This window comes from Microbacterium altimontanum (genome assembly GCF_058349865.2).
In genome coordinates this window covers 113,113-138,596 of the sequence record NZ_JBYRJB020000002.1, presented here as the reverse complement: position 1 = coordinate 138,596, position 25,484 = coordinate 113,113, and the positions used below count along the sequence as shown (strand labels likewise).

Annotated in this window: 24 protein-coding genes; 16 read left to right on the top strand and 8 right to left on the bottom strand. The window is 72.6% G+C overall.

Features of this window, described 5'->3' with window-relative positions; translation table 11 throughout:
- The first annotated feature begins 75 nt into the window (after positions 1 to 75).
- From manA to AC3RX1_RS02815, 6 genes are all read left to right on the top strand, one after another.
- Positions 76 to 1,227 (top strand): mannose-6-phosphate isomerase, class I, encoded by a 1,152-nt coding sequence (manA, locus tag AC3RX1_RS02840; protein ID WP_491499728.1) that lies wholly within the window; start codon positions 76 to 78, stop codon positions 1,225 to 1,227.
- A 193-nt stretch (positions 1,228 to 1,420) separates the two neighbouring features.
- A complete protein-coding gene (locus AC3RX1_RS02835; protein WP_491499727.1) occupies positions 1,421 to 2,638 on the top strand; it encodes an FAD-dependent oxidoreductase in 1,218 nt (405 codons plus the stop codon).
- A gap of 241 nt (positions 2,639 to 2,879) precedes the next feature.
- A complete protein-coding gene (locus AC3RX1_RS02830; RefSeq protein WP_491499726.1) occupies positions 2,880 to 3,929 on the top strand; it encodes a glycosyltransferase family 2 protein in 1,050 nt (349 codons plus the stop codon).
- The gene (locus tag AC3RX1_RS02825) at positions 3,926 to 4,975 is read left to right on the top strand and encodes an iron-containing redox enzyme family protein (protein ID WP_491499725.1); all 1,050 of its coding nucleotides are present in this window, start codon (positions 3,926 to 3,928) and stop codon (positions 4,973 to 4,975) included. Before AC3RX1_RS02830 ends, AC3RX1_RS02825 begins: the two co-directional genes overlap by 4 nt.
- Positions 4,972 to 5,169 (top strand): CDGSH iron-sulfur domain-containing protein, encoded by a 198-nt coding sequence (locus AC3RX1_RS02820; RefSeq protein WP_491499724.1) that lies wholly within the window; start codon positions 4,972 to 4,974, stop codon positions 5,167 to 5,169. The genes AC3RX1_RS02825 and AC3RX1_RS02820 overlap by 4 nt, the downstream gene beginning before the upstream one ends.
- Positions 5,170 to 5,173: 4 nt before the next feature.
- The gene (locus AC3RX1_RS02815; RefSeq protein WP_491499723.1) at positions 5,174 to 5,929 is read left to right on the top strand and encodes a DUF72 domain-containing protein; all 756 of its coding nucleotides are present in this window, start codon (positions 5,174 to 5,176) and stop codon (positions 5,927 to 5,929) included.
- A 137-nt stretch (positions 5,930 to 6,066) separates the two neighbouring features.
- On the opposite strand, the gene AC3RX1_RS02810 is transcribed toward AC3RX1_RS02815, so the two are convergent.
- Together AC3RX1_RS02810 and coaBC are read right to left on the bottom strand one after the other, a co-directional pair.
- Entirely contained in the window at positions 6,067 to 7,332 is a 1,266-nt protein-coding gene (locus tag AC3RX1_RS02810) for a phospholipase effector Tle1 domain-containing protein (protein ID WP_491499722.1), read from the bottom strand.
- 53 nt (positions 7,333 to 7,385) lie between these two features.
- Positions 7,386 to 8,594: a bifunctional phosphopantothenoylcysteine decarboxylase/phosphopantothenate--cysteine ligase CoaBC gene (coaBC, locus tag AC3RX1_RS02805; protein ID WP_491499721.1), complete on the bottom strand. Its 1,209-nt coding sequence runs from the start codon at positions 8,592 to 8,594 to the stop codon at positions 7,386 to 7,388.
- 35 nt (positions 8,595 to 8,629) lie between these two features.
- Between coaBC and AC3RX1_RS02800 the strand changes: the two genes are divergently transcribed.
- The gene (locus AC3RX1_RS02800) at positions 8,630 to 9,352 is read left to right on the top strand and encodes an NRDE family protein (RefSeq protein WP_491499720.1); all 723 of its coding nucleotides are present in this window, start codon (positions 8,630 to 8,632) and stop codon (positions 9,350 to 9,352) included.
- A 451-nt stretch (positions 9,353 to 9,803) separates the two neighbouring features.
- Here AC3RX1_RS02800 and AC3RX1_RS02795 read toward each other — a convergent pair whose 3' ends face one another.
- Complete coding sequence (locus tag AC3RX1_RS02795; RefSeq protein ID WP_491499719.1) at positions 9,804 to 10,418, bottom strand: FMN-binding negative transcriptional regulator; 615 nt, start codon at positions 10,416 to 10,418, stop codon at positions 9,804 to 9,806.
- Between the two features lie 145 nt (positions 10,419 to 10,563).
- Here AC3RX1_RS02795 and AC3RX1_RS02790 point away from each other — a divergent pair, with 145 nt between their 5' ends.
- The 9 genes from AC3RX1_RS02790 to AC3RX1_RS02750 all read left to right on the top strand — a co-directional run bounded on the left by AC3RX1_RS02790 (position 10,564) and on the right by AC3RX1_RS02750 (position 22,024).
- The gene (locus AC3RX1_RS02790) at positions 10,564 to 11,217 is read left to right on the top strand and encodes a pentapeptide repeat-containing protein (protein ID WP_491499718.1); all 654 of its coding nucleotides are present in this window, start codon (positions 10,564 to 10,566) and stop codon (positions 11,215 to 11,217) included.
- A 296-nt stretch (positions 11,218 to 11,513) separates the two neighbouring features.
- The gene (locus tag AC3RX1_RS02785) at positions 11,514 to 12,698 is read left to right on the top strand and encodes a cation:proton antiporter (RefSeq protein ID WP_491499717.1); all 1,185 of its coding nucleotides are present in this window, start codon (positions 11,514 to 11,516) and stop codon (positions 12,696 to 12,698) included.
- Between the two features lie 252 nt (positions 12,699 to 12,950).
- Complete coding sequence (locus tag AC3RX1_RS02780; RefSeq protein WP_491500083.1) at positions 12,951 to 13,646, top strand: GTP pyrophosphokinase; 696 nt, start codon at positions 12,951 to 12,953, stop codon at positions 13,644 to 13,646.
- 162 nt (positions 13,647 to 13,808) lie between these two features.
- Positions 13,809 to 14,297, top strand: a complete 489-nt coding sequence (locus AC3RX1_RS02775; RefSeq protein WP_491499716.1) for a glutaminase — start codon at positions 13,809 to 13,811, stop codon at positions 14,295 to 14,297.
- Positions 14,298 to 14,386: 89 nt separating this feature from the next.
- A complete protein-coding gene (gene glgX, locus AC3RX1_RS02770) occupies positions 14,387 to 16,543 on the top strand; it encodes a glycogen debranching protein GlgX (RefSeq protein WP_491499715.1) in 2,157 nt (718 codons plus the stop codon).
- A 94-nt stretch (positions 16,544 to 16,637) separates the two neighbouring features.
- Positions 16,638 to 17,231 (top strand): RNA polymerase sigma factor, encoded by a 594-nt coding sequence (locus AC3RX1_RS02765; protein ID WP_491499714.1) that lies wholly within the window; start codon positions 16,638 to 16,640, stop codon positions 17,229 to 17,231.
- A gap of 1 nt (position 17,232) precedes the next feature.
- Positions 17,233 to 17,706 carry a hypothetical protein gene (locus tag AC3RX1_RS02760; RefSeq protein ID WP_491499713.1) on the top strand — a complete coding sequence of 158 codons (474 nt, stop codon included), beginning with the start codon at positions 17,233 to 17,235 and terminating at the stop codon, positions 17,704 to 17,706.
- A 33-nt stretch (positions 17,707 to 17,739) separates the two neighbouring features.
- On the top strand, positions 17,740 to 20,208 hold the full coding sequence (locus tag AC3RX1_RS02755; RefSeq protein ID WP_491499712.1) for a CHAT domain-containing protein: 2,469 nt from the start codon (positions 17,740 to 17,742) through the stop codon (positions 20,206 to 20,208).
- Between the two features lie 250 nt (positions 20,209 to 20,458).
- The gene (locus AC3RX1_RS02750) at positions 20,459 to 22,024 is read left to right on the top strand and encodes a S8 family peptidase (RefSeq protein WP_491499711.1); all 1,566 of its coding nucleotides are present in this window, start codon (positions 20,459 to 20,461) and stop codon (positions 22,022 to 22,024) included.
- Between the two features lie 124 nt (positions 22,025 to 22,148).
- On the opposite strand, the gene AC3RX1_RS02745 is transcribed toward AC3RX1_RS02750, so the two are convergent.
- The 5 genes from AC3RX1_RS02745 to AC3RX1_RS02725 form a co-directional block, all read right to left on the bottom strand.
- Positions 22,149 to 22,895 (bottom strand): LysR family substrate-binding domain-containing protein, encoded by a 747-nt coding sequence (locus AC3RX1_RS02745; RefSeq protein ID WP_491499710.1) that lies wholly within the window; start codon positions 22,893 to 22,895, stop codon positions 22,149 to 22,151.
- Positions 22,896 to 22,955: 60 nt separating this feature from the next.
- Positions 22,956 to 23,363: an LbetaH domain-containing protein gene (locus AC3RX1_RS02740; protein ID WP_491499709.1), complete on the bottom strand. Its 408-nt coding sequence runs from the start codon at positions 23,361 to 23,363 to the stop codon at positions 22,956 to 22,958.
- A gap of 148 nt (positions 23,364 to 23,511) precedes the next feature.
- Positions 23,512 to 24,384 (bottom strand): DNA-formamidopyrimidine glycosylase family protein, encoded by an 873-nt coding sequence (locus tag AC3RX1_RS02735; RefSeq protein ID WP_491499708.1) that lies wholly within the window; start codon positions 24,382 to 24,384, stop codon positions 23,512 to 23,514.
- A gap of 24 nt (positions 24,385 to 24,408) precedes the next feature.
- Positions 24,409 to 25,089 (bottom strand): TetR/AcrR family transcriptional regulator, encoded by a 681-nt coding sequence (locus AC3RX1_RS02730; protein ID WP_491499707.1) that lies wholly within the window; start codon positions 25,087 to 25,089, stop codon positions 24,409 to 24,411.
- Positions 25,086 to 25,460: an SPW repeat protein gene (locus AC3RX1_RS02725; RefSeq protein ID WP_491499706.1), complete on the bottom strand. Its 375-nt coding sequence runs from the start codon at positions 25,458 to 25,460 to the stop codon at positions 25,086 to 25,088. The genes AC3RX1_RS02730 and AC3RX1_RS02725 overlap by 4 nt, the downstream gene beginning before the upstream one ends.
- Positions 25,461 to 25,484: the final 24 nt, after the last annotated feature.

Below are 25,484 nucleotides of genomic sequence, written 5' to 3'. Positions count from 1 at the left end.
TCGGTGCGCCGACGCATCCGTCTCGTCGCATCCGACGACCGAACGCCTACGCTGGAGCCGACCCGAAAGGACGCGATGACGGCTCTCATCCCGCTCACCAACACTCCCCGTGACTACGCGTGGGGCACCGTCGACGGCGTGTCGCGCGCGCTCGGATGGCCGGCCACCGGCGGGCCGGAGGCCGAGTTGTGGCTGGGTGCGCATCCGCTGTCACCCAGTTCCCGGGTGGACGCAGAGCCGGACGGATGGCGTGACCTCGCCGAATGGGAGGCGCAGGCGGGCACCGCGCTGCCGTTCCTGCTGAAGCTGCTGGCGGCGTCGTCCCCGCTGTCGCTGCAGGCGCATCCCACTCCTCAGCAGGCGGCCGAGGGCTTCGCACGTGAGGAGGCCGCCGGCGTCCCGTTGACGGCGCGCGAGCGCAACTACAAGGACGCGAACGCGAAGCCGGAACTCATCGTCGCGGTCGACGACGGGTTCGAGGCGCTGTGCGGATTCCGGACCGAGGCCGAGACGGTGGCGCTCATCGACGCGCTGGCCGCGGCATCCGACGACGGGGACGCGCTGCAGCCGTGGCGGGAGCGGAGCGCCGAGGGCGTGCGCGAGGCGTTCACGTGGCTGCTGGACGGCGGCGCCGAGGTCGACGCGGCCGTCGCGGTCGCGAGCGCGACGGCCCAGACGCATCCGCGGCGGTTCGAGCTCGTCGACCGGCTCTCCCGCGAGTATCCCGGCGACCCCGGAATCCTCGTGGCGCAGATGCTCAACCACGTCACGCTCGCCGCCGGGGAGGCGCTGTGGCTCCCGGCCGGGAACATCCACGCCTACCTGCGCGGCACCGGCGTCGAGTTGATGGGGCCGAGCGACAACGTGCTGCGCGGGGGTCTGACCCCCAAGCACGTGGATCGAGCGGAGCTGCAGTCGGTTCTCGACTTCACGTCGGGCCCGCCGTCGCGCCTCGTGCCCGTCGCGGCCGGTGACGGCGCGGTCTCGTACCGGCCTGCCTCGGTGCCGAGCGGCGAGGGCGTCGGCTTCGAGCTGCTGCTCATCACGGAGGACGCCACGGTGCGCACGGCGTCGGCCGCCATCGCGCTCGTCGTGGAGGGGTCGTTCACGCTGTCGGTCGACGACACGGATGCCTCGGCCTCGCGCGGCGGCATCCTCCTCATCGACGAGCCCGCCGAGGTGCGCGCGACCGGCTCCGGCCGGCTGTTCATCGCGACCGGCGTCTGAGAGGCGGAACCGCGCGCGGAATGGGGGGGCAAACTCGGTAAACCGTGGGGCAACTCGGCGAACCGTGGGGCAACTCGGCGAACCGTGGGGCAAGCCGGGGAACGGCGGGGCAACTCGGCGAACCGTGGGGCAACTCGCGGAACGGCGGGGCAACTCGCGCCCTCGCGGCGGCCCGGGGGCGTAGTCTGCGAGCGTGCACACTGACGTCTGCATCGCCGGGGGCGGACCGGCCGGGATCATGCTCGGGCTGCTGCTCGCCCGCGCGGGGATCGACGTCACGGTGCTCGAGAAGCACGACGACTTCTTCCGCGACTTCCGCGGCGACACGGTGCATCCCTCGACCCTGAACCTCATCGACGACCTGGGCCTGCGCGAACAGTTCGACGCGATCGAGCACACGCCGCTGCGCACGCTCGACGTCGTGCTGAACGGCATCCGCATCCACCTCATCGACTTCTCGACCCTGCCGCCGCCGAACCGCTTCGTGACGCTCATGCCGCAGTGGGATCTGCTCGACCTGCTCGCCGACGCCGCGGCGACGCATCCGTCCTTCCACCTGCGGATGGGCACCGAAGCCGTCGACGTCATCGAGCGCGACGGGAGGGTGCGGGGCGTGCGCGTGCGCAGCACAGAGGGGGAGTCGACGATCGAGGCTGCCCTGACGGTCGCCGCCGACGGCCGCGACTCCACGATCCGGCGCGCGCTCGGCCTCGCGCCGCACGAGACGCCCGTCGACACCGATGTGCTGTGGTTCCGGGTGCCCCGGCCCGAACAGCCGCTTCCCGACACGCTCGGATGGGCGAACGCCTCCGGCCTCGTCGTCACCATTCCGCGCCCGGGTTACCTGCAGTGCGCGCTGCTCATCCCCAAGGGCTCGCATGACGAGATCCGAGCCGCCGGGATCGGGGCGTTCCGCGACCGGGTCGTCGACGTGGTGCCGCGGTTGCGCGACGTGATCGGCGAGATCGCCTCGTTCGACGATGTGAAGCTGCTGGCCGTGAAGATCGACCGGCTCGACCGCTGGTGGCGGCCCGGTGCGCTGTGCATCGGCGATGCCGCACATGCGATGTCACCCGTGTTCGGGGTGGGCATCAACTATGCGGTGCAGGATGCGGTGGCCGCCGCGCGCGTGCTGGTTCCGGCGCTGCAGGCCGGGCCGGATGTGATCGATCGCGCATGCGAGGCCGTGCAGGACCGCCGGGCCCGGCCGACGGCGCGGATGCAGGCCATCCAGCGCGCCGCACACCGGCTGCTCGGGACCGGCCGCGTCGCCCGCCTCGTCGATCACCCGCCGACGCTCCTGCAGCGCAGCGTGATGCGGGTGATGCTGCCCCGCGTCCGGCCGATCGCCGCCCGCCTCGTCGGATACGGCTTCCGCCCTGAGACGCTCGCGTCGGCCCCTGAATCCTGACGGCGATCCGCGCGGCCGCGACGAAGGGGCCGCGCGAGCGCGGCCGGACTGTTCGCCTGTCGCAAATCGACCTTCTCAGCCGGCGGGAAGGTCGATTTGCGACAGGTGAACGGTCCAGGGACGCCGATGTGCGTTCCGGGCCGGGGGCGGCGGAGGACGGCGCCGAGACGTCGACCTACCGCTCACCGGGGTCGAAGACAAGTCCCTCCTGCGGGGCGCCGGCCGGCACCACACTGACGCGATGGAGCGGCAGGCGGGGCGACTCGACGCGGAGTACGTGCTGCCGCTGCGCTGGGAGAGCGACGGCGGGCTCGCCGAGCTGACCGACTACCTCCGCCGGTTGAGCGCATGGATCGACGTGACCGTCGTCGACGGATCGGCCGAGGGGGTCTTCGCGGTCCACCACGCCGCGTGGACGACCGTCCGGCACGTCCGGCCCGCGGTGGCAGGCACCAACGGCAAGGCCCGCGGCGCGCTCACCGGCATCCGCCTCGCCCGCCACGACCGGATCGTGATCGCCGACGACGACATCCGGTACGACAGAGCCCTCCTCGTCGCGGTGCTCGACCGGCTCGGCGACGCCGACTTCGTCCGGCCGCAGAACGTGTTCCGTCCCGCACCGTGGCATGCCCGATGGGACACCGGGCGCATCCTGCTCAACCGCGCCCTCGGCGGGGACTACGGAGGAACCGTCGCCCTCCGCCGCGCGGCCCTGCGCGGCGGAGGGTACGACACCAGCGTGCTGTTCGAGAACCTCGAGCTGGAGCGGACGGTCCGCGCCCGCGGCGGTCGAGTCGTCGTCGCCCGCGACGTCGTCGTGCCTCGCCGGCCGGGCTCCGTGCGCGGCTTCGTCGGCCAGCGCGTGCGCCAGGCGTACGACGACTTCGCCCAGCCGGTGCGCCTCGTCGGCGAAGCGGCGCTCCTGCCGATCGTGGCGGGGCTCATCGTCACGGGCCGTGCGCGCCTCCTCGCCGGGCTCGCCGCGACGGCCGTCGCCCTCGCCGCGGCAGGACGGCGGCAGGCGGGAGGCGGCGCCCACTTCGCCGCATCCGACCCCCTCTGGGCACCCGTCTGGCTCGCCGAACGCGCGGTCGCGGTGTGGATCGCCATCGGGGCCCGTGTGCGCGGCGGCGTGTTGTACCGGGGTCGGCGCATCCGCTGCGCCGCGAACTCGCCGGGCGCCCTGCGCCCTGCGGCGGTCTACCGCTCGGGGTCGCGGGAGTCAACCCTGCGGCGCATTCCCGACGACCCCGGCAGGGTGGGACGACGTCCACACCTGGAGGAATCGTGACCACTGCCTTCGCCGCTCCCGTCGGTGTCGACATCCCGTTCCATCCCCGCGGACCGCTCAGCGCCGCCGTGCTCACCCCACCGGCCGGCCCATCACCCGACGTCGACGCGCTGGCGCTCGCGCAGCGGGTGTGTCTCGAGGCCGACGACCCCCTCGTCGACGACGACATCCAGCTCGCGCTCTTCTGCCTGTACGCCGCCTCGTACCGACTGTTCCCCGGCATCGCGCCCGACCGCGAGTGGGACCCGGGACTGGTCGCCGTGCGCCGCGTGCTCGAGAGCGCGGTGGAATCGGCGCTCCGCACACGCACCGCCGCCGTGGCGGTTCCCGAGCCCCGCCGCGACCTGGTCGCGGACGCCCTGTTCGAGCTGACCTCGGCCGACACCGGGCCGAGCCTCTCACGCTTCATCGCGAAGAAGGCGACGAAGGAGAACGTGCGCGAGTTCCTCATCCACCGCTCGGTGTACACGCTGCGCGAGGCCGACCCGCACTCGTGGGCGATCCCGCGACTGACCGGCGCGCCGAAGGCGGCTCTCGTCGAGATCCAGTCCGACGAGTACGGCGGCGGCCGGCCCGACCGCGTGCACGCCACGGTGTCCGCGAAGGCCATGCGGGGCGCCGGCCTCGACGACGGCTACGGCCGCTACCTCGACGAGATCCCAGCCGTGACGCTGGCGTCGTTCAACGCGATGTCGATGTTCGGCCTCAACGGCAGGCTCGTCGGCGCCATCGTCGGGCACCTCGCCGCGTTCGAGATGACGTCGTCCATCCCGAACCGCCTGTACGGCGAGGGGATGCGTCGCCTGGGCTACGGCGACGATGTGCTCGACTACTTCGACGAGCACGTCGAAGCCGACGCCGTGCATGAGCAGATCGCCGGGCGCGACCTCGCGGGGTCGCTCGCCGAGCAGCGGCCGGAGCTCGTCCCCGACATCATGTTCGGTGCCGCCGCGTGTCTCGCGCTCGACGGCGCGATCGGCGCGCACATGCTCGACCGCTGGGCGGCCGACGCGAGCTCGCTGCGCATCCCGGAGGCGGCGGCATGACGCAGCAGACGACGACCATCACGCCGTGCCCGGATGGGCCGCTCCTCGTGCGCGGACCGTTCGAGATCGTCGACGACGCCGGGGAGCCCGTGCCGCGTCACCGGCGGACCGTCGCCCTGTGCCGGTGCGGGATGTCGACCATCAAGCCGTACTGCGACGGGACCCACAAGGTGACCGGCTTCCGGGCCGACTGACGCGATGGCTGGCGCGTCGCGCCCGATGACGCCCGACGTCCGGGTCGGGACCTCGGGGTGGAGCTACGACCACTGGCGCGAGGTGCTGTACCCGCGCGGCACCCCGCCCGGGCGCCGGCTCGAGGCCTACGCCGCCGCGTTCGACACCGTGGAGCTGAACACGAGCTTCTACCACTGGCCCCGCGCCGAGACGTTCGCCGGGTGGCGCACCCGGGTGCCCGCCGACTTCCTGTTCACCGTGAAGGCGCCACGCGGGTTGACGCACGCCCGGCGCCTGCGCGATCCCGACGTGTGGATGCCGCGCCTCGCCGACGGGATGGCCGCGCTCGGCGAGAAGGCCGGGTTCCTGCTCTTCCAGCTCGCCGCGCAGGTGGAACGCGACGACGAGCGGCTCGACGCCCTCCTGCGGGTGGTGCCCTCGCAGGTGCGCGCGGCCGTCGAGCTGCGGCATCCGTCCTGGAACGACGACGAGGTGTTCCGGCTCCTCGAGCGACACGGCACCACGTACTGCGTCATGAGCGGTGCGGGGATGCCGTGCGTGCCGCGTGCGACGACGGATGCCGTGTACCTGCGCTTCCACGGACCGGATCCGCAGCGGCTCTACGTGGGCTCGTACTCGGAGGCGGAGCTGCAGGAGTGGGCGGCGCGGATCGCGCAGTGGCGCTCGAGCGGGCACAGCGTGGTCGCGTACTTCAACAACGACATCGGGGGAGCGGCCGTGCGCGACGCGCTCCGCCTGCGCGAGCTCGTCTCCAGCTGAGGTCCCTGAGCGAGGCTGCGCGCAGCACGACCGAGTGAAACGTCAGGTCCCTGAGCGAGGCCGCGCGCAGCACGGCCGAGTCGAAGGGCCGGTCCCCCTTCCCGTCAAGCCGGCTCCGCCCCGGCGCCCATCGCGGGTCAGCCGCGGGCGCCGGCCATCGCGAGCGGGCGAGTGGGCGCCGGCGCCGGCCTGCCCACCCTGACCGGCGGCGGCGCAGCGTGCGCAGCGTGTGCAGCCGGCTGGGTCGCGACATCCGTCACCGGCACGGCGAGTCGCGGCTCCCACCACTGCGGATCGGTCCAGCGATCCGGCGCGCCCGCGCGTGCGAGCTGCGGGAGATACTCGGGATGCGCCAGCCGCCGTTCCTGCACGGAGGAGTGCAGCATCGCGTCGTCGGGGATCCGCCGGCGCAGCGGCAGCAGCAGGTTCCACGCCCACGAGTTCGCGTGCGCAGGAGCCCTCCGCGCATACTCCTTCTCCACGCCGCAGTACCGCTTGTAGGTAGCGGCGGCCTGGGCATCCCGCAGCCGGAGCCGGTCGTACACGCCGTCGAACACCCACTTCAGCGCGATCGTCGCGAGCTCGTGGTTCTCGAACGTGCCGCCGACATCGCAGTGCACACCGGGGAACCACGCCTCCTCGAGCTCGGGGCGGCGGTCGACGGGCAGGTACCGGAAGGGCCGACGAGCCTCGTCGATCGACACGGCATGGCGGCCGCGTACGACGTTCCACAGCGAGCAGGTGTCGGGCCAGTCCAGGCTGCCGAGCCCGCCGAACCATGCCTCGACGGTGTCCCAGATGCCGAGATATTCGACGGGGATGGCGTGGACGTCCTTCACGAGCTCGTCGGGCACGGATGCGGCGAAGCCGCCCGTCGCGGCCGACACCGGTTCGCCCGCGGTACCCCAGCAGAGGGCGTCGGCGAACGCCTTCGCCTCGCGGGCGCGCTTCGCGATGGCCGCGCGCGTGCCGCCCGGCTTGACGTACTGCGCGACGGCGTAGTCGACGAGGTGCTCGGAACCCGAGCGCAGCAGTCCCGGCCGCGCCAGCAGGGCGGCGAGCGCCCGGGCCGTGTAGGCGCCGCGGCTGAAGCCGAAGATGAACACGCGGTCGCCCGGCCGGTAGTGCTCCACGAGCCAGCCGTACGCGCGACTGACCTTGGCACGCATCCCGAACCCGAAGGCGAGTCCGCACAGCTGCGACAGCCGGCGCTCGATCGCGCCGCGCGCAGTGGCGGACGGCAGCGTGCCCACGCCGGGGTCGTAGTAGGCGATCTGCGCTTTGGGATCGTCGAGATCGAGCATCATGAACACCTTCGCGGCGTTCGTCGGATGGTGATCGAGCTCGTTGCTCGTGCCGTCGAGGCACACGACGATGTTCTTGGGGCAGTAGTCGGCGTCCATGGGAACCTCCCTACGGCGAGGAGGGGGCGCGAGCTGCGGTTGATACGCCCGCGTCAGGCGGTGGGGCGCACGGCGAGCACGGCGTCCCAGATCGCGTCGGCGACCTCGCGCTTGGTTCCAGATGCCTCGGCCACCGCGGTCCCGTCGGGCCCGAGCACCACCACGGCGTTCTCGCCGGCTTCGAAACCGGTGGTCCATCCCACCTCGTTCACCACCAGCAGGTCGCAGCCCTTGCGTGCGATCTTGCGCCGGCCCCGCTCGAGCAGTTCGTCGCGGTCGACAGCCGTCTCCGCGGCGAACCCCACGATCGTCTCGCTCGCGCGGCGGCCCTCCACGAGCCCCGCCAACACGTCGTCGGTCTCGACGAGTGCGAGCGTGCGGGTCGGGCCGTCCGCGTCCTCCTTGCGCAGCTTGAGGTCCGATCGGTCGGACGGCCGGTAGTCGGCGACCGCCGCGGCCATGACGACGACGTCGGCGGCGGCCGACGCATCCGTCATCGCGTCCTTCAGCTCGGCCGCCGTGCCGACGCGCACGACGTGGATCCCCGCGACGTCGCCGAGCACGACGTCATCGACGTGCGCCGCGACGAGGGTCACGGCCGCTCCGCGCGCGGCGGCGGCCCGCGCCAGCGCGACGCCCTGCCGTCCGCTCGACCGGTTGCCGAGGTACCGCACCGGGTCGATCGGCTCGCGGGTCCCGCCGGCCGACACCGCGACGCGCAGTCCGGCGAGGTCGTGCGGGAGCAGCACGGCGAGGGCGCGCTCGAAGATCTCCTCGGGCTCCACCATGCGGCCCGGCCCGGAGTCGCCGCCGGTGAGTTCGCCGTCGGCCGGGCCCACGATGTGCACGCCGCGCGCGGTCAGGGTCGCGATGTTCGCCTGGGTCGCGGGATGCTGCCACATCTCGGTGTGCATCGCCGGCGCGACGACGACCGGCGCCGCGGTGGCAAGTAGGGTGGTGCCGAGCAGGTCGCCGGCGAGGCCGGCGGCCATCTTCGCGAGGGAGTCAGCAGTGGCGGGTGCGACGATCACGAGATCGGCCTGGCGGCCGAGCGCCACGTGGCGCACCTCCGGCACGTCCTCGTGCACCGAGGTGGTGACCGGGTGGCGGCTGATCGCCTCCCACGTCGGCAGCCCGACGAAGCGCAGCGCGTCGGCGGTCGGGATGACGTGCACCTCGTGACCCGCCTTCACGAGCAGCCGCACGAGCTGCACGGTCTTGTACGCGGCGATGCCGCCGGTGACCCCTACGACCACGAACATGGGTCGATCCTCCCACGACCGTCGGGCGGCGCGGCATGTGCACGGTGATCGTCCGGGTCCCGGAGAACGCCGCCGAGCCGGTGCGGATGCTCGCTGTGCGCGACGAGGACCCCGAGCGCCCTTGGGAGTCGCTCGGCGAGCGGTGGCCCGATCATCCGGGCGTGGTCGGCGTACGGGACGTGCGTGCGGGCGGCGCATGGCTGGCGGCGGATGCGTCGGCCCGCCGCGTCGCCGTGCTGCTGAACCGGCACAGCCCCGACGTCCCGGCCGGCGTCACCCCGATCTCGCGGGGACGGATCGTGCTCGACACGATCGAGGGGCGGGAGCCGCAGCCCTCCGTCGCGGTGCCGGGGTTCAACCTCGTCGAGGCGGCGCCCGGGATCGTGCGCGTCGTGACGTGGGACGGCGAACGGCTCACCGACGACGTCGTGCCGCCGGGGACGCACATGATCGCCCACCACGACCTCGACGACCCGCGCACGGCGCGCATCGTCGCCTGGCACGACGCGTTCGCCGAGGCATCCACCGCCCGCGACGACTGGGCCGCGGAGTGGCTGGACGTTCTCGCGCGGAGCGCCGCGCTCGACCCGCACGACGAGCGGGCGATCATCCGCGACAACCGGCCGCTCGGCTATCCGACGCAGTCGCTGCTGGTGTGCACGGCGTCCGTCGGAGCGGACGGCGCCGATGTGCGGTACGCCGCCCTCGACCATCCCGGCCGGTGGAACCCGATCGAGCTGGTGCCGCCCGTCCGGTAACGCGTCGTGTGTGCGGCCGATGCGGGTGGCGTCGTCTGCGAGACGAGCGGCCGGAACCCGCCCCCGGCCCGCCCGGCCCAGCGCGCCCCGGCCCGCCCGGCCCAGCGCGCCCCGCCCCGCCCCGGCCCGGCGCGGCCCGCCCCGCCCCGGCCCGCCGCCCGCCCGGCGCCAGCCCCGCGCCGCCACGATGCTGCAGCATTCTGGCCAATGCTGCAGCATCCTGCTCGAGCGCCAGGATTCGTTTCGGCGCTGCAGTTTCCCGCTGATGCGCCAGGAAAAGGCACGCGCATCAGCGGGAAACTGCCGCCCCAGGCCGGCCCACCGGCGGCTGCGCCCCGGAGGTCGCGCGGATCGGAGCGTGGACGGACGGCTCCGCACTGCGCACCCGGGGACCGCACGCCGATCGGAGCGTGGGCGGCCGGCTCCGCGGCGCGCGCCGCGCGCCCAGCCGTCAGAGCGCGCCGTCGCGCACGTGCGCGGCCGGGACGGGGCGCCCCTCGGCTTCGTAGCCGGCGACGACGCCCGCACGGTCGGCGTCCGACCGGTTCTGGCTCCACTTCGCCTTCGCATCGACCTCCTGCACAGCGAGCTCGACGCCGACGATCGCCCGCAGCTGCCCGCGGACATACTTCTCGGGCGCGTCGGTGACGGCCCACGGATGCGTCCGCCCCGCCTCGTGCCGGTCGGTCAGCGCCGTGACGGCCTGCTCCAGCCATGCGGCATCCTCGTGCACCGTCACAGAACCGCGCAGCTGCACGGCGGAGTAGTTCCACGTCGGCACGACCTTGCCGTGCTCGGCCTTGGCCGCGTACCACGAGGGAGTGACATAGGCCTCGGGCCCATACACGACGACCACGCCCGGTGCGCCGTCGGCGATGCGCTTCCAGTGCTCGTTCGCGCGCGCGAAATGCGCGATCACACGGTCGCCCTCCCACAGGATCGGCAGCAGCGTGGCATCGGGAACGCCGTCCGTGCCGGCCGTCACAAGAGTGCCGACGGATGCGGCGGCCACGAACGCGCGCGCGGCGCCGACGTCGTCGATGCGGTTGAAGTGGGGGACGTACATGACTCGAGCGTACGCGGCGGCGATGGCCATGCGGCGGGGCGGCCCGGGCGGTCGACAGGGGGCGGCGGGGCGGCCCGGGGTCGCAGCGCGGGATGCTGCATCCGCCGCCGGATCGGGCAGACTCGTCGAGACAGTCAGGAGCGCCATGAAGATCGCCCAGCCGCCGACCATCCACCCGCTGCGGCTCGACGACCTCGCCGACGGCGACCCCGCGCGGCTGACCGCGCACGCGATGTACGAGGCGACCCGCTTCGCCGACGCCGACGTCTCCGGCGCCGACCTCTCCGGCGTGACGTTCACCGAGTGCGCGCTCGTCGGGCTGAACGCGCACGAGACCCGGTTCAAGGCCGCGCGGTTCATCGAGACGCGCATCGAGCGGATGACGGCACCCGCGTTCGATGCGGCGCGTGCGGCGTTCCGCGACGCCGAGATCGACCAGTCGCGGATGGGATCGATGGAGCTCTACGACAGCGAGATCCAGTCGCTCGCCGTCAGCCGCAGCAAGCTCGGCTTCGTCAACCTCCGCTCCGCGCGGATCAAGGACGCCCGCTTCACCGACTGCACGATCGACGAACTCGACCTCGGCGACGCCGAGCTCAACCGCGTCGCGTTCGTCGACTGCGCCGTCGGGACACTCCAGGTCGGCAGCGCACGTCTGCGCAACGTCGACCTGCGAGGGCTGGATGTCGCGACCATCGGTGGCGTGGACGGTCTGCGCGGCGCGACCATCAGCTCCACGCAGGCGGTGCTGATGGCCACGGTGCTCGCGGAGCACCTCGGCATCGCCGTCGACGACTGACGGGCGCGGTGGATCGATCCGCGCCGAAATCGGGGCGCGTCCGTCCGCGTCCCCCACGTCGCCGCCCGCATCGTGCCGAGGCGGCGTCGTGTGCGACATGCCCGCGAACGCCCGTCGGCGCGCGGCGTCCCCGTCGAGGCCGGCCGTGGTCAGCTCCGCGTCTCAGAAGCGGCCTTCCGCGTCCGGCCGGAGCGGTGACTTCTGGGACATGCCCGAGTGATCCGGGCGCGACGGGCGCGGCGACATCCGGGCCGCGACGCCCACACCCGGGCGACACCCGACGCTAACCTGATCGCGTGAACGCGAGTCTCGTGTTGATTCCGCTGATGGCAGTGCTGGCACCGGTCGCGGCACGTGCCCTCGGACGGTGGGTGGCCATCCCCGTCGTCGTGTTCGAGCTCGTGCTCGGCATCCTCATCGGGCCCTCGGTGCTCGGCTGGGCGCAGCCGTCGGAGTTCGTGCATACGCTGTCTGACTTCGGCCTGGCGATGCTGTTCTTCGTCGCCGGCACGGAGGTGAACCTCGGAGCACTGCGCGGCCGCTCCGGACGCGGCGCGATCTGGGGCTGGCTCATCAGCCTCGCCGCCGGCGTCGCGCTCGGCTTCGTCGTGAGCCCCGGCGAGGGCGCCGTCATCATCGGCATCGCGCTCGCGTCGACGGCCCTGGGCACGCTGCTTCCCGTCCTCCGCGACGCCGGTGAGCTGCCGACTCCGTTCGGACGCGCCGTCAGCGCGCTCGGCGCGGTCGGCGAGTTCGGCCCCCTCATCGCGATCTCGGTGTTCCTCGGCGGACGCTCGCCGGGCGCCGCGACGATCGTGCTCGCCGCGTTCGCCGTCGTCGCGGCAGGCGCTGTCTGGTACGCGTTCGCCGCGCCGCAGGGCGCGCTGCACCGGTTCGTGAGCGCGACGCTGCACACGTCGGGGCAGTTCGCCGTGCGCGTCGTGCTCGTGCTCCTCGCCGCACTGGTCGCGCTCAGCGTCTTCCTCGACATCGACATGCTGCTGGGCGCGTTCACCGCCGGCATCGTGTGGCGGCTGCTCATCCGCGACGCCGACGAGGGCGACCAGCACGAGGTCGAGAGCAAGATCGAGGCCGTCGGCTTCGGCTTCCTCGTGCCGATCTTCTTCATCTACACCGGCGTGACCTTCGACCTGCGCTCGCTGCTCGAGGCCCCGCGCCTGCTCGTGATGGTCGTCGTCGCGCTGATCGTGCTGCTCATCGTCCGCGGCCTTCCGTCGCTGCTGGCGGCGCCCGAAGGGTCGCGGATGCGTGACCGCATCGCGATCGCGCTCATGGGCGCGACCGGACTGCCGATCATCGTCGCCGTGACGGCGATCGGCGTCGACAAGGGCATCCTGTCCAGTGCCGCCGCGGCGGTGCTCGTGGGGGCCGGGATGCTGTCGGTGCTGCTCTTCCCGCTCATCGCGATGGCGCTCCGCGGCGAACGCGTCATGGCGGACGAGCTCGACGACGACGCGTGAGCCGCCCGGCCGGTGTGCCCGCGATCCGGTCCCGCATCGCCGCGACGCGGCCGCGGCATCCGTCTCGCATCGGTCGCACGGGCGGCGGCCGCCGCATCCGTCTCTCGCCACTCGGGCGATGCATAGGAAGCGGGCTCTTCTGCTGACCCCATTCCCAGCCGCCGTCCGTAGGGTGGCGTCATGCTCGACCAGCCGGACATCGCCGCCCCCGCCGTCGCTCCCGAGGTCCCCGACGTCGACACGCCGATCGAGATGTCGCCCGCGCAGATGCGGGCGATGCGGGATGATCTGCAGCGGTTCCTCCTGCCGTACCGGTTCGGTCTGCAGGAGGTCACCACGAAGATCGACATCCTGCGTGACGAGTTCCTCTACCTGCACGATTACAACCCGATCGAGCACGTCTCGAGCCGGGTGAAGTCGCCGGACAGCATCGTCGAGAAGGTCGCGCGCAAGGGCATCGACCCGGATTTCGAGTCGATCCGGTCGCAGATCACCGACATCGCCGGCATCCGCATCACGACGAGCTTCACGGCCGACGCCTACCGGCTGTTCGACCTGCTGACGGCGCAGGCCGACATCTCCGTCCGGCGTGTGAAGGACTACATCGCGCGGCCGAAGCCGAACGGGTACAAGAGCCTCCACGCCATCGTGCATGTGCCGGTGTTCCTGTCGACCGGCCCCGTCGATGTGCCGGTCGAGGTGCAGTTCCGCACGATCGCGATGGACTTCTGGGCGAGCCTCGAGCACAAGATCTACTACAAGTACCAGCAGCAGGTTCCGGCCGAGCTGCTCGCCGAGCTGAAGGAGGCCGCGGAGTCGGCCGCCCAGCTCGACGACCGCATGGAGCGGCTGCACCGCGAACTGCACGGCGGCATGCGGCAGCTCGAGGCGCCCGCGCCGCGCAGCCTCGACGGCGGCCCGGCCGACGGGCGCATCCTCATCATCTGAGGAAACACCGTGGATGCGCCCCTGGACGTGCGGTGCGGGCGTGCAGAACTCCGTCGATCCGTGCCGTGCGAGCCGGGAACGCCCCGGAAAGACGCGGGTCGTGGGGACCATCCATCCCAGATGAGCGGCGTTCTGCACGCCCCGGGCCGATACCCTGGCCGCGTGGACGTGGCCGAGCTGCTGGACGACGCGCGCCGCCGCCTGGCGGGGGCGCGCCGTGAGCGCCTCGGCGAGCTGGTCGTCCCGCGGCGAGTGCTCGGACTGGCACGCGCGCCGCGGATCGTGCCGCGCGGCAGCGCCTGGCACCTCGGCGCCCTCCTGCTGACCGACGACGAGCTGCTCGCCACCGGTGAGATCGTGCGGGCGCGCGAGGAGGTGCGACGCGGGTTCACCGCCGAGTCGCAGCGCGAACGGGCGGCTCTCGCCGGCGCCGCGCGACGCGGCGGCTTCGCCGAGGGCGAGGTCGTGCACATCGGCTGGACCGTGCTGGATGTCGCCGCACTCGGTCGCGGCGAGACATCCGGGCCGCTCAGCCTGGTGGACGGGGTGCCCCACATCCGGTGGAGCCGTACCGGCGGGCTGGCACGCCTCGACGGATATCTGAACGAACGCGTCGAGTTGCTCGTCGCGCCGCCGGCGGGCGCCAGCTGACCCGGTCCGCACCCCCGGCTGCGGGTCCCCGGGCTCCGCGCGCCACACCGTGCCCGGTAGTCTGGGCGGGGTCGAAGAGAGGGATGCCTGTGGAATCGTGGCCTGGAACGCCGTACCCGCTGGGGGCGACGTATGACGGCAACGGCACGAACTTCGCCCTCTTCAGCGAGGGCGCCGAGCGCGTGGAGCTGTGCCTCTTCGACGACGCGGGCACCGAGACCCGCGTCGAGCTGACCGACGTCGACGCGTACGTCTGGCACGCCTACCTGCCGCAGATCTCACCCGGTCAGCGCTACGGCTACCGCGTCCACGGCGAGTACGACCCCGCATCGGGCAAGCGGTTCAACGCGGCGAAGCTCCTCATCGACCCCTACGCGAAGGCGGTGGAGGGACACACGACGCTGGGGCAGCCGCTGTTCGGCTTCGACCTGGACGACCCCTCCCAGCGCAACGACGACGACTCCGCCGGTTCGACGATGAAGTGCGTCGTCATCAATCCGTACTTCGACTGGCACGGCGACAACCCGCCGCGTACGCCCTACTCCGAGACCGTGATCTACGAGGCGCACGTGAAGGGCCTCACCGAGCGGCATCCCGACGTCCCCGAAGAGATCCGCGGCACGTACAGCGCCATCGCCCACCCGGCGATCATCGCGCACCTGCAGAAGCTCGGCGTGACGGCGATCGAGCTCATGCCGGTGCACCAGTTCACGAACGACCAGACCGCCGACGGCCGCTCGAACTACTGGGGCTACAACACCATCGCGTTCCTCGCGCCGCACAACGGCTACGCATCGACGGGCGACCGCGGCCAGCAGGTGCAGGAGTTCAAGGCGATGGTGCGGGCGCTGCACGCCGCCGGCATCGAGGTGATCCTCGACGTCGTCTACAACCACACCGCGGAGGGCAGCGAGAAGGGCCCGACCCTGTCGATGCGCGGCATCGACAACGCCGCGTACTACCGGCTCGACGCGAAGGATCCGAGCAAGTACACCGACTACACCGGCACCGGCAACAGTCTCAACGTCACCCATCCGCACACGCTGCAGCTCATCATGGACTCACTGCGGTACTGGGTGCTCGAGATGCACGTCGACGGATTCCGGTTCGATCTCGCGTCGACGCTCGCCCGGGAGTTCTACGAGGTCGACCGCCTGTCGGCGTTCTTCGACATCGTGCAGCAGGATCCGGTGATCTCGCAGGTCAAGCTCATCGCCGAGCCGTGGGATGTGGGGCCCGGCGGCTACCAGGTCGGGAACTTCCCGCCGCTGTGGACCGAGTGGAACGGGCAGTACCGCGACACCGTCCGCGACTTCTGGCGCGGCGAACCCCAGGCGCTGGGGGAGTTCGCCTCGCGGTTGACCGGGTCGAGCGATCTGTACGCCACCTCGGGGCGCAAACCCGTCGCATCCATCAACTTCGTCACCGCGCACGACGGGTTCACGCTGCGCGACCTCGTCTCGTACAACGAGAAGCACAACGAGGCCAACGGCGAGCAGAACCGCGACGGCACCGACGACAACCGGTCGTGGAACTGCGGCGTCGAGGGCCCGACCGACGACGACGCGATCCTCGTGCTGCGGGCGCGCCAGCAGCGCAACTTCATCGCGACGCTGATGCTGAGCCAGGGCGTGCCGATGATCTCGCACGGCGACGAGCTCGGTCGCACGCAGCGCGGCAACAACAATGCGTACAACCAGGACAACCAGCTCACCTGGATCGACTGGGAATCGGCCGATCACCCGCTGGTCGAGTTCACCGCCACGGTCGCGAAGCTGCGGCGCGCGCATCCCACCTTCCGCCGCAGCCGCTTCTTCGACGGCCGGCCGGTGAGCCGTGAGGAGGGCGGTCCCGTTCCCGACATCGCCTGGCTGCGGCCCGACGGCACCGAGATGCGGCCGGATGACTGGGAGTCGGGCTTCGGCCGGGCGATCGCCGTGTTCCTCAACGGCGACGGCATCGACGAGCGCGACGGACGGGGTCGCCCGATCACCGACCGGCACTTCTTCGTGCTGTTCAACGCAGGGGACGAGGACATCGACTTCCACCTGCCGCGCGTGAGGGCGAGCCCGAGCTGGGATCTCATCCTCGAGACGGGCGCGAGCGGCAACCGCCGGGGCCCCATCGCGCCCGGTGAGGTCGTCACGGTGCAGGCGCGGGCCATGGCGGTGCTCGGCGCGCATCTCGACGAGGAAGAGGATGTCGATCACTCGGCCGCCGCGTCGGTCGCGCGGTCGCAGCCCTGAGCCGAGCCTCGAAAGGCGCAGGAACCGGCCGACGCCGTCATGTATCACGGCGGCCTCTTCCGCCCTCTGGCCCGGTGTGGAGACAATTGTCGGTATGACCTCGCTCGACGACGCCGTCACCGCCGATCAGGAGCCCACGCGCTGGGAGCGCGCCGGGTCGCTGTTCGCGGCGTGGCGCGACGGCGACGCGCGGGCGATGGATGAGCTGGTGCGGCTGATGACGCCGACCCTGTGGCACGTCGTGCGCGCGTACGGACTCGACCGCGCGCTGGCCGAGGACGTCGTGCAGACGACCTGGCTCACGCTGGTGCGCCGCCACGAGAGCATCGCCGACCCGCGCGCGGTCTCGGGATGGCTCACCACGTGCGCCCGCCGGGAGGCCTGGCGCGCCGGACGCGCGCAGCGCCGCGCCGACGTCACCGAGACCGAGGAGCTCGAACCGCAGCTTCCGACGCAGGAGTCGGCCGAGGCATCCGCCACCCGGTCCGCCGATGCGCAGCGGCTCTGGGACGCGGTCGCGCAGCTGGCGGAGCGGTGCCGGCGTCTGCTGCGCGTGATCGCGTTCGAGGAGCGCCCCGACTACGCGCGGCTCGCCCAGGAGATGGCGATGCCGATCGGGTCGATCGGCCCCACGCGGCAGCGGTGCCTGGGCAAGCTCCGTGCGCTTCTCGGCGAAGGGATGGTGTGACATGGCGACCGAGGACTTCGCCGCCGACGCCGAGATGTTCGCCCGCCTGCGCGCGGCGTGGCAGGAGCACGACCCTGTGCCGGCCGGGCTCGTCGACCGGATGGTCGCCGCCGTGGCCGTCGAGGATCTCTCGCGGGAGTACGCCCTGCTGACGATGGTCGAGACGCAGTACGCCGACGTGCGCGGCGACGGCGACGGCGACACCGCCACGCTGCAGTTCAGCGACGGCCGCACGAGCGTGCTGCTGCACGTGAGCGTCACCGAGAGCGGCGATCGCCGCATCGACGGGTGGGTGGATGCGGCGGCCGCCGCGGTGCTGCTCGTGCAGGGCGACCGCGAACGCCGCACCGAGCCCGGCGAGCACGGTCGATTCGCGTTCGACGGCGTGCGCCCGGGACTGTACCGGGTGCGCCTGTCGGTGCCGGGTCGCGAGGGGCGGACGACCGAGTTCCAGACGCCGCAGTTCGAGGTCTGAGCGCCCGAGCGCGGCCTGCGTCATGATGGTCAGGTGAGGCCGACTGGGGAGCAGCTGCATCGGCGTGCCGTGGAGGAGGCGATCCGCGGGCGCTTCGCCCAGGCCGAGCGCACCCTGACACGGGCGGCGGCGCTCGCCGACGACGTCGATCTGCGCGCGCGGGTCATGGGCACGCAGGCGCTCGTGCTGCGCCGCACCGGCCGTCCCGCCGACGCCGAGGCGCTGTGCCACCGCGGTCTCGCGCTGCCCGGCACCTCGGCGCACACCCGCGCAGTGCTGCTCGGCCAGCTCGGCGCGCTCGCACTCATGAGCGGACGCCTGCACGAGGCGGAGCAGCAGCTGACGGAGGCGATCGAAGGGCTCGACGTCGAGCCGGTCGCCCAGGCGCGGGTGCGCATGAACCGCAGCGTCACACGCCTGCAGCTGCGCGACCTCGACGGGGCGGCCGACGACCTCGAACGCGCCGCCCGCATCTTCACCGAGGCGGACCTCACCGTCGACGGCGGCCAGGCCGACCACAACCGCGCGTACGTCGCGCTGCTGCAGGGCGACCTGATCGCCGCGCTGCGCGGCATGCAGGATGCGCGGCCGCGGGCGGCCGCGTCCCCCGTGGCCGCCGGGATCTGCGATGCCGACCGCGCCGAGGTGCTGCGCGACGCCGGGCTCCCGCGCGAGGCGGAGCGGCTGCTCGCCGCAGCGGCGGCGGTGTTCGGGGCGCACCGTATGCCGCAGCTGCGGGCCGAGGCCGAGTTCCAGCTCGCCTGCTCGCTGCTCTCGCACGATCCGTCGCGCGCCGCAACGGTGGCTGCCGCCGCCGCGCGGCGCTTCGAGGCCGTCGCGAGCGACGTCTGGCGCGCACGGGCGGAAGGGGTCAGGATGCGCGCGGCGCTCGCGCTCCCCGCCGCGCGCCGCGCCGCCCGGGTCGCCGCCGCTCGGCGCATCCCCACGACGGACGAGGTCGCGGCACTCGCCGCCCGGCTCGATGCCGCCGGAGTCGCAGCCGAGTCCGCGGCGCTGCGGCTCACCCTGGCCATCTGGCAGGCGCGGCACGGGCGCGTCGACGAGGTCGCGCGGATTCGCGTGCCGTCGGCCGCGCCGATTCAGGTGCACCTGCTCGCGCACGAAGCACGAGCCGCGCGTGAGACGGCGAGGGGGAAGGATGCGTCGGCCCGCCGCCACGCCGCGGCGGGGCTCGACGAGCTCGGCGCGTGGCGCACCGCGTTCGGCAGCCTGGACCTGCAGACCTCCGTGGCGATGCACGGCAGCGGTCTCGTGCTCGCCGGGCTCGCCAGCGCCGTGCGGTCGCGCCGCGCCGACGTCGTGTTCGAGTGGTCCGAGCGCGCCCGCCAGTTGAGCCAGCAGGTCGCTCCGCTGCGACCCCCTCCCGACCCTGAACTGGCCGCTGACCTCGCCGAGATGAGGATGCTCCGCGCCGACGACCCGAACTGGGTGACGAGCCCCCGGGGAGTCGCATTGCGGGAACGCGCGCGCACCCGGCAGTGGGCGCAGACGGCGGCCGGCGACGCGTATCGCCGCGTCGACGTCGAGGAGCTCGGCGCGGCGCTCGACGAGCGCACGGCGTTCGTGGCCTACATCTACTCGGGCGACGCCCTCACGGCGCTCGTCGTCACGCCGGAGGGGCGGCGCATCGTCACGCTGCCGGGCATCGCCGCGATCCGTGGCCTGATGCCGGGGTTGCGCGCCGACCTCGACATGGCGGCGACCGTCCGCACGGGGCCGATGGCCGCGATCGTGCGGCGATCGCTCGACGGGCGGCTCGCTGCGCTCTCCGCCGCGCTGCTCGAGGCGCCGCTCGCGCACACCGACGGCCGCCGTCTCGTGATCACGGCGCCGGGCATCCTGTCGGGCATCCCGTGGGCGATGCTGCCCGCGATGCGCGGCCGCGCGTTCACGCTCGCCTCGTCGGCGTCGCAGTGGCTGCTCGACCGGCCGGCGTCATCGCGGGCACGCAGTGCCGGCTTCGCCGCCGGGCCGGGCATCGCGCGCGGCGACGAGGAGATCCGCTCGGCGGCATCGACGTGGCAGGCGGCGGACTCGTTGACCGGTGCCGACGCGACCGTCGACGCCCTCACGGCGCTCGCCGGCCGCACTGACGTGCTGCACGTCGCCGCCCACGGTCAGCACGCCGTCGACAACCCGCTGTTCTCCGGCCTCGAGCTCGCCGACGGCACGCTGTTCGGGTACGACATCGACCGCATCCCGCGCGTGCCCGCGACCGTGATCCTGTCGGCGTGCGAGAGCGGGCGGTCCTCGGTGCGGTGGGGCGAGGAGGCGATCGGCATGGCTCGCATCTGGCTGTCGGCCGGCGCGCGGTGCGTCATCGCCACCCCGGTCGCGGTCGACGACGATGCCGCGTGCGAGCTGTTGGGCGCGATGCACGAGCGGCTGGCGAACGGGGACGCTCCCGCCGAGGCGCTGGCCGCCGCATCCGCCCGCACCGGCCTTGTCACCTCGTTCCAGGCGCACGGCGCAGGTTTCTGAGAATCGGATGTATCAGGCCGCCCGGCACCGGCTCTGCCACTGTGGGACGTTCGCAGCGCCCAGGGCCTACGACTGGGGAGTCAGGTCCGAGGGGGCGGCGCTGCGAGTGCGCTGACGTGCAACTGGGAGCCGTCACGCAGCCCGACGGGGAGGATCTCGGCTCGGCCGGGATCCTCTCTGTTTTCGGGTGCCCGCAGACCGCTAGAGTCCGGATCACGGGGAGCGCGCTGGCGCAGGCGAGGAGGCCACCATGGAAGAGAAGAACAGTCCGGATGCGTCGGACCGACGGCAGCAGAAGCCGGCCAACTGGCAGGAGCGCGAGAACATCATCAAGCCGCTCGGGGTGGTGCTGCAGCCGCCGGCGGAGGAGGACCCGCGGCGCATCTTCCCGACCGTGTACATCCCGGACCGCCTGCTCGTGGCCGGCTCGCGCGACGTGAACGAGGTGGTCCGCGACCTGAACCGGGCGTTCCAGCGTGCGGGCTGGCGCTTCGAGCCGCAGCCGACGATCACGATCGAGCGCAGAGCCGCACGCGAGCGGCGGCCGGCGGTGACGCGCGTGCAGGTCGTTCCGCAGGGCGCGGCCGCCGAATCGGTGCCCGACGCGTGGGCAGTGCTCACCGCGGCCGAGCGTAGTGGAGTCGACCTCGACGGCGTGGGGCTCGACCATCTGCTCACCGTTGCGCCGATCGGCATGAATCCGTTCATGTCGACGAATCCGTTCACCTCCACGAACCCGTTCACATCGACGAATCCGTTCACCTCCACCAACCCGTTCACGTCGACGAACCCGTTCGGGTCGACGAATCCGGCATCCGCCGGCCTCGGCGGGTACGCGCTCCCGGGCTTCGGGGGGCGGCAGGTCGTCACCTGGATCGGCGAAGCCCCGCACCGCGACGCCGACCGCACGCGCGAGCGGCCCGTGGTCATGATCGTCGACACCGGCTGCGCGCCGCACCCGTGGTTCGCCGGGGGAGTCGTCGACACGCGCGTGACGTGCGACGGTACCGCGATCGGCATCGACGATGCCGCGACGACGCCGGACCTCAATCCCGACCTCGTCGGACCTCTCGACGGCGAGATCGACCCGGTCTCCGGCCACGGCACGTTCCTCGCCGGCATCGTGCATCAGGTGTGCCCTGACGCCGACATCCTCTCGGTGCGCATCGCCGACAGCCTCGGGCGCGTCATCGAGTCGGACCTCATCGACGCCATGGAGAAGGTGGCCGAACTCGTCACGCGGTATGCGAACGGCGAGAAGGGCGGCCGCAGGATCGACGTGCTCAACCTCTCGCTGGGCTACTACCACGAGACGCCGGACGACGTGCTGTACAGCGCCGCGCTGCGCCAGGTGCTGCTCGAGGTCGCCGGGGCGGGATGCACCGTCGTGTGCAGCGCGGGCAACGATGCGACCGACCGGCCGATGTTCCCCGCCGCGTTCCCGGGCGAGGACGGGGCGGCGCCGATGCTCGCCGTCGGCGCGAAGAACCCGAACGGCCGCACCGTGGCGCTGTTCAGCAACACGGCGCCGTGGGTCGACCTCTACGCTCGCGGGGTGTCGGTGCTCTCGACGTTCCCGAGCTTCGACGGGGGAGCGCAGGCGGTCACGCGGCGTGACGCGCACGGGCAGCGGCGCGAGTCGCTCGATCCCGACGACTTCACCGGCGGCTACGCGGTGTGGAGCGGCACGTCGTTCGCCGCCCCGTACGTCGCCGGGCGCATCGCGCAACTCCTCGACGGCTTCCACGACGAACCCGACACCGCCACCCGCGCCACCCGCGCCGCCGAGATCGTCGACCGCCTCCGCGCCGAGTAGCGCGCCCCGGAGTTCACCGAGGGAGGAGACGAGACGGAGGGAGGACGGTACCGCGGATATCGTCCTTCGCTCGTGCCGTTTCCCTCCCCCGTCGGGCCGTCTCACCGACGCGCCGCAGTGCGGGTCAGCGGGAGGAGTTGGCGGTGCGGCCGCGGGCGATGCCGACGAAGGTCTCGACGAGCGGCGTCGTCGCCTCCGCCGGCCAGGCGAGCGCGACGGTCGACGCGGGACCGCCGCGCAGCGGGCGAAACGTCACGTCCTTGCGGTGGTGCAGCCGCGCCAGCGACATGGGCACGACCATGATGCCGACGCCCGTCGCAACGGTGGCAACGGCATCCTCCGTCGTCGCGGGCGCCGCGAAGGCCGGAGCGACGGTGCCGGATGCGTCGAACCCGAGCACGTCATCGGCCGAGCGGATGAGCACCTCCCCGGCGAGGTCGTCGGCATCGAGTTCATCGGCCGCGCTCAGGCTCGAGTCGGCCGACATCACGACGACCGGCTGCTCCTCGTAGAGCGGGATGACATGAAGGCCTTCGGCATCGATCGGCAGGCGCACGAGAGCCGCGTCGACCTCGCGGTCGACGAGCGCCGCGCGCTGAGTGGCGACGGCGAGCGGCGCGAGTTCGAGGGGATTGTGCGGCATCCGCTCCCGCCAGATGTCGATCCACTTGCCGGGTGTCGCGCCCTCGATGGCGCCGAGCCGGAACGGTCCGGGGGGAGCCGGCGGGGTCTGCGGCGAGGGGTTCGGAGTCCGCTTCGGGCGTGGCTGGGCCGTCGGCTTCCCCTTCGACGGGGTCGGTCTCGATGCGCGCCGCAACGTGCCTTTGCGCGGTCGCCCCTTGCCGCCCGGGGCTGATCGCTGCGTGGCCATGACTCTCAACCTAGCGCCGCCGCCCGCGTCGTCGGTGCGGCGGCAGCCGGGACGGCAAGATCAGGCGGCCAGGCGCAGTCCCCGACGGTCGGTGGCGATGCGCTCGCCGTCGCCGATCGTCTCGTCGTCGCCGATCAGGGAGCCCACCGCGACGATGGCGTGGTCGCCGACGTGTGTGCGCACGCCGATCTTGGCCTTCGCGCCGATCGCGGCTCCGGGGCCGATGTGGGCGTGCGGTGCGATGTCGGCGTCCACGCCGATGACGGCATCCGTCTCCACCCACACGCCGCGGCCGATATGCGCGCCCGCGGCGATCTGCGCACCCGGTTCGACATACGCGCCCGCCTCCACGACGGCGCTCGGGTGCACCTTCGCTCCATGGGCGATGAGTCCGCGGCCGTTCGCGTGCTTGCGGTAGCGGAGGGTGTCGCCCTGGTCGTTCTCGATGTCGATGTAGTTCTTGCCCACTGTTCCTCCCGCGGCATCAGCTGGTGCCGCTAATAGGAATAACCCTGTAAGAAATGATCTCATTCCCTCCCGGCAAAGCGAAACCGGGTGTCACGCGAGAAAGGACTCGGGCGCAGGCGGACGGATGGCGCGGCCGTGCCGCCCCCGCTCAGCGCTGGCATGAGGGGCACCAGAACACATTGCGCTCGCGCGTCGGATCGGCGCCGAGATGCCCGTGTGCGATCGGCGTGCCGCAGCGCAGACACGGCCTGTTCTCGCGGCCGTACACCCAGCGCGTGCGCCCGCGGCGGCTGTCGCCGGTGAAGACCCGGATCGGCCGATCGCGGTTCGCGCGCAGCATGCGGGCGGCGGTGTCGACGAGCGCCGCCGTGTCGACGTCGGCCGCCGGAGTGGTGGGCAGGATGCCGCGCACGAACAGCACCTCGTTCGCGTATTCGTTGCCGAGGCCGGCGAGGTTCCGCTGGTCCTGCACGGCGACGTGTGCCGGACGCGTATCGGCCGCGAGCCGGCGGGCGGCCTCGGCGGGATCCCAGTCGGGTTGCAGCGGATCCGGGCCGAGGTGACCGACGAGCGTCGACTCGTCGCTCGTCCGGACGACGGCGATCTCGGCGAGATCGAATCCCACGGTGTCCCAATCCGCGGTCGACAGCACTGCCCGCGCAGTGTGGGCAGGACGCGGCCACCGGGCGCCCGGAGCGAGCACCCGCCACGTGCCCTCCATCTTCAGGTGGGAGTGCAGCGTCCACTCGCCGATGCGGTGCAGGATGTGCTTCCCCCGCGGCACGACCTCGCGGACGACCTGCCCCGACAGGTCCACCGTCGCCGCTTGGGCCCACGCGCCCCGGAGGCTCGACGCAGCGCGAAGCGATGCGTTGAGCCCCCGGAGGCTCGACGCAGCGCGAAGCGATGCGTTGAGGGGGCGTGGGGAGGGAACCCGGAGGTCGAAGCGGGTGAGTTCGTGCCCGGCCAGCGCGGCGTGCAGGCGGCGCGCGGATTGCCAGACGGTGTCGCCCTCAGGCACGAGCCCGCTCCCGTCGTGCGGCGGTCATGCAGGCGCCGCGGCGGTGAGTCCGGCGACGAGGAGCGTCGCGATCGCACGCAGGCTCTCCGGCGCGTGCAGCTGCGCGGGCACGTCCTCGGGCGGCCTCGGCTGCGTGGGGGCGTCGTCGTCCGCATCGCCTTCGCCCGACGCGGTCAGCGGCCGCGCCGTGATGATCGCGGCCCAGGCCGCGGCGGCCGCCCTCACGGCATCTGCCGCGACCGGGGCGGACACGCTCACGGTCAGGACGCGTGCGATCGCGTCATGCAGTGCGTGCCGGTAGCGGGTGAGCACCCGCTGCGCATGCGAGCGGGTGTGCGCCTCGTGCCACACGACCTCGCGCAGGACCGCCGAATCGGCGTGTGCACGCAGTACGTTCTCGCCGATGTTCATGAGCGACTGCACGGGATCGCCCGGCACCGCGAGATGCCCGTCGTCCGGCACCGCGCCGAGACGCTCGTCGAGCAGCACGGCGAGGATGTCGGGCTTGGTCGGGAAGTAGTAGAACAGCAGGCCCTTCGGCACCGCGGCCGCGCGCGCGATGCGCGCGGTCGAGGCGCCGTCGAAACCCGACTGGGCGAACAGGGATGCCGCAGCATCGAGGATGCGCGTTCGCGCGTCCCCCGCCGCGGCATCCGTGTGAGCACCCGGTGCGACCGGGTGCCGATGCGCCGCGTGGGCGGTCATGCGTGGGCGGCGCGAGGGCCGCCGTGCGTCGTGTTGTGCATCTTCTCGGCCGGGGCGAGAGCCCACAGTCCGGCGATGACGCCGACGCCGCCGCAGATCCACGAGGTCCAGGCCGGTCCGGCCATCCCCGCGTATCCGCCCACCCAGGGCGAAATGAACAGCAGCGCTGCGATGACGGCGACGATCCACTCCATCGACACCAGGGCCGGTGCAGCGAGGCTCCAGACCGCCGCGGCGATCATCAGGATGCCCAGGACGATCATCATCGAGATCGAGGCCCCGGTGCGCGGGGTCGTCCAGATGCTCGCGAGTGCGGCGTAGAGTCCCGCCGCGACCGCCACCCAGTCCTGCCAGCGTGTCCACCTCTTCATTGAACTCATCCTCCTCTTCGTCAG

Excerpts from the sequence above, each read along its gene's own strand:
- AC3RX1_RS02795 (WP_491499719.1), bottom strand. The coding sequence starts at position 10,418 with ATGTACGTCCCCCACTTCAACCGCATCGACGACGTCGGCGCCGCGCGC.
- coaBC (WP_491499721.1), bottom strand. The coding sequence starts at position 8,594 with ATGTTCGTGGTCGTAGGGGTCACCGGCGGCATCGCCGCGTACAAGACC.
- AC3RX1_RS02820 (WP_491499724.1), top strand. The coding sequence starts at position 4,972 with ATGACGCAGCAGACGACGACCATCACGCCGTGCCCGGATGGGCCGCTC.
- AC3RX1_RS02730 (WP_491499707.1), bottom strand. The coding sequence starts at position 25,089 with ATGACCGCCCACGCGGCGCATCGGCACCCGGTCGCACCGGGTGCTCAC.
- AC3RX1_RS02780 (WP_491500083.1), top strand. The coding sequence starts at position 12,951 with ATGTCGCCCGCGCAGATGCGGGCGATGCGGGATGATCTGCAGCGGTTC.
- AC3RX1_RS02750 (WP_491499711.1), top strand. The coding sequence starts at position 20,459 with ATGGAAGAGAAGAACAGTCCGGATGCGTCGGACCGACGGCAGCAGAAG.
- AC3RX1_RS02810 (WP_491499722.1), bottom strand. The coding sequence starts at position 7,332 with ATGGACGCCGACTACTGCCCCAAGAACATCGTCGTGTGCCTCGACGGC.
- AC3RX1_RS02765 (WP_491499714.1), top strand. The coding sequence starts at position 16,638 with ATGACCTCGCTCGACGACGCCGTCACCGCCGATCAGGAGCCCACGCGC.
- AC3RX1_RS02745 (WP_491499710.1), bottom strand. The coding sequence starts at position 22,895 with ATGGCCACGCAGCGATCAGCCCCGGGCGGCAAGGGGCGACCGCGCAAA.
- AC3RX1_RS02790 (WP_491499718.1), top strand. The coding sequence starts at position 10,564 with ATGAAGATCGCCCAGCCGCCGACCATCCACCCGCTGCGGCTCGACGAC.
- manA (WP_491499728.1), top strand. The coding sequence starts at position 76 with ATGACGGCTCTCATCCCGCTCACCAACACTCCCCGTGACTACGCGTGG.
- AC3RX1_RS02760 (WP_491499713.1), top strand. The coding sequence starts at position 17,233 with ATGGCGACCGAGGACTTCGCCGCCGACGCCGAGATGTTCGCCCGCCTG.
- AC3RX1_RS02800 (WP_491499720.1), top strand. The coding sequence starts at position 8,630 with ATGTGCACGGTGATCGTCCGGGTCCCGGAGAACGCCGCCGAGCCGGTG.
- AC3RX1_RS02725 (WP_491499706.1), bottom strand. The coding sequence starts at position 25,460 with ATGAAGAGGTGGACACGCTGGCAGGACTGGGTGGCGGTCGCGGCGGGA.
- AC3RX1_RS02815 (WP_491499723.1), top strand. The coding sequence starts at position 5,174 with ATGGCTGGCGCGTCGCGCCCGATGACGCCCGACGTCCGGGTCGGGACC.
- AC3RX1_RS02830 (WP_491499726.1), top strand. The coding sequence starts at position 2,880 with ATGGAGCGGCAGGCGGGGCGACTCGACGCGGAGTACGTGCTGCCGCTG.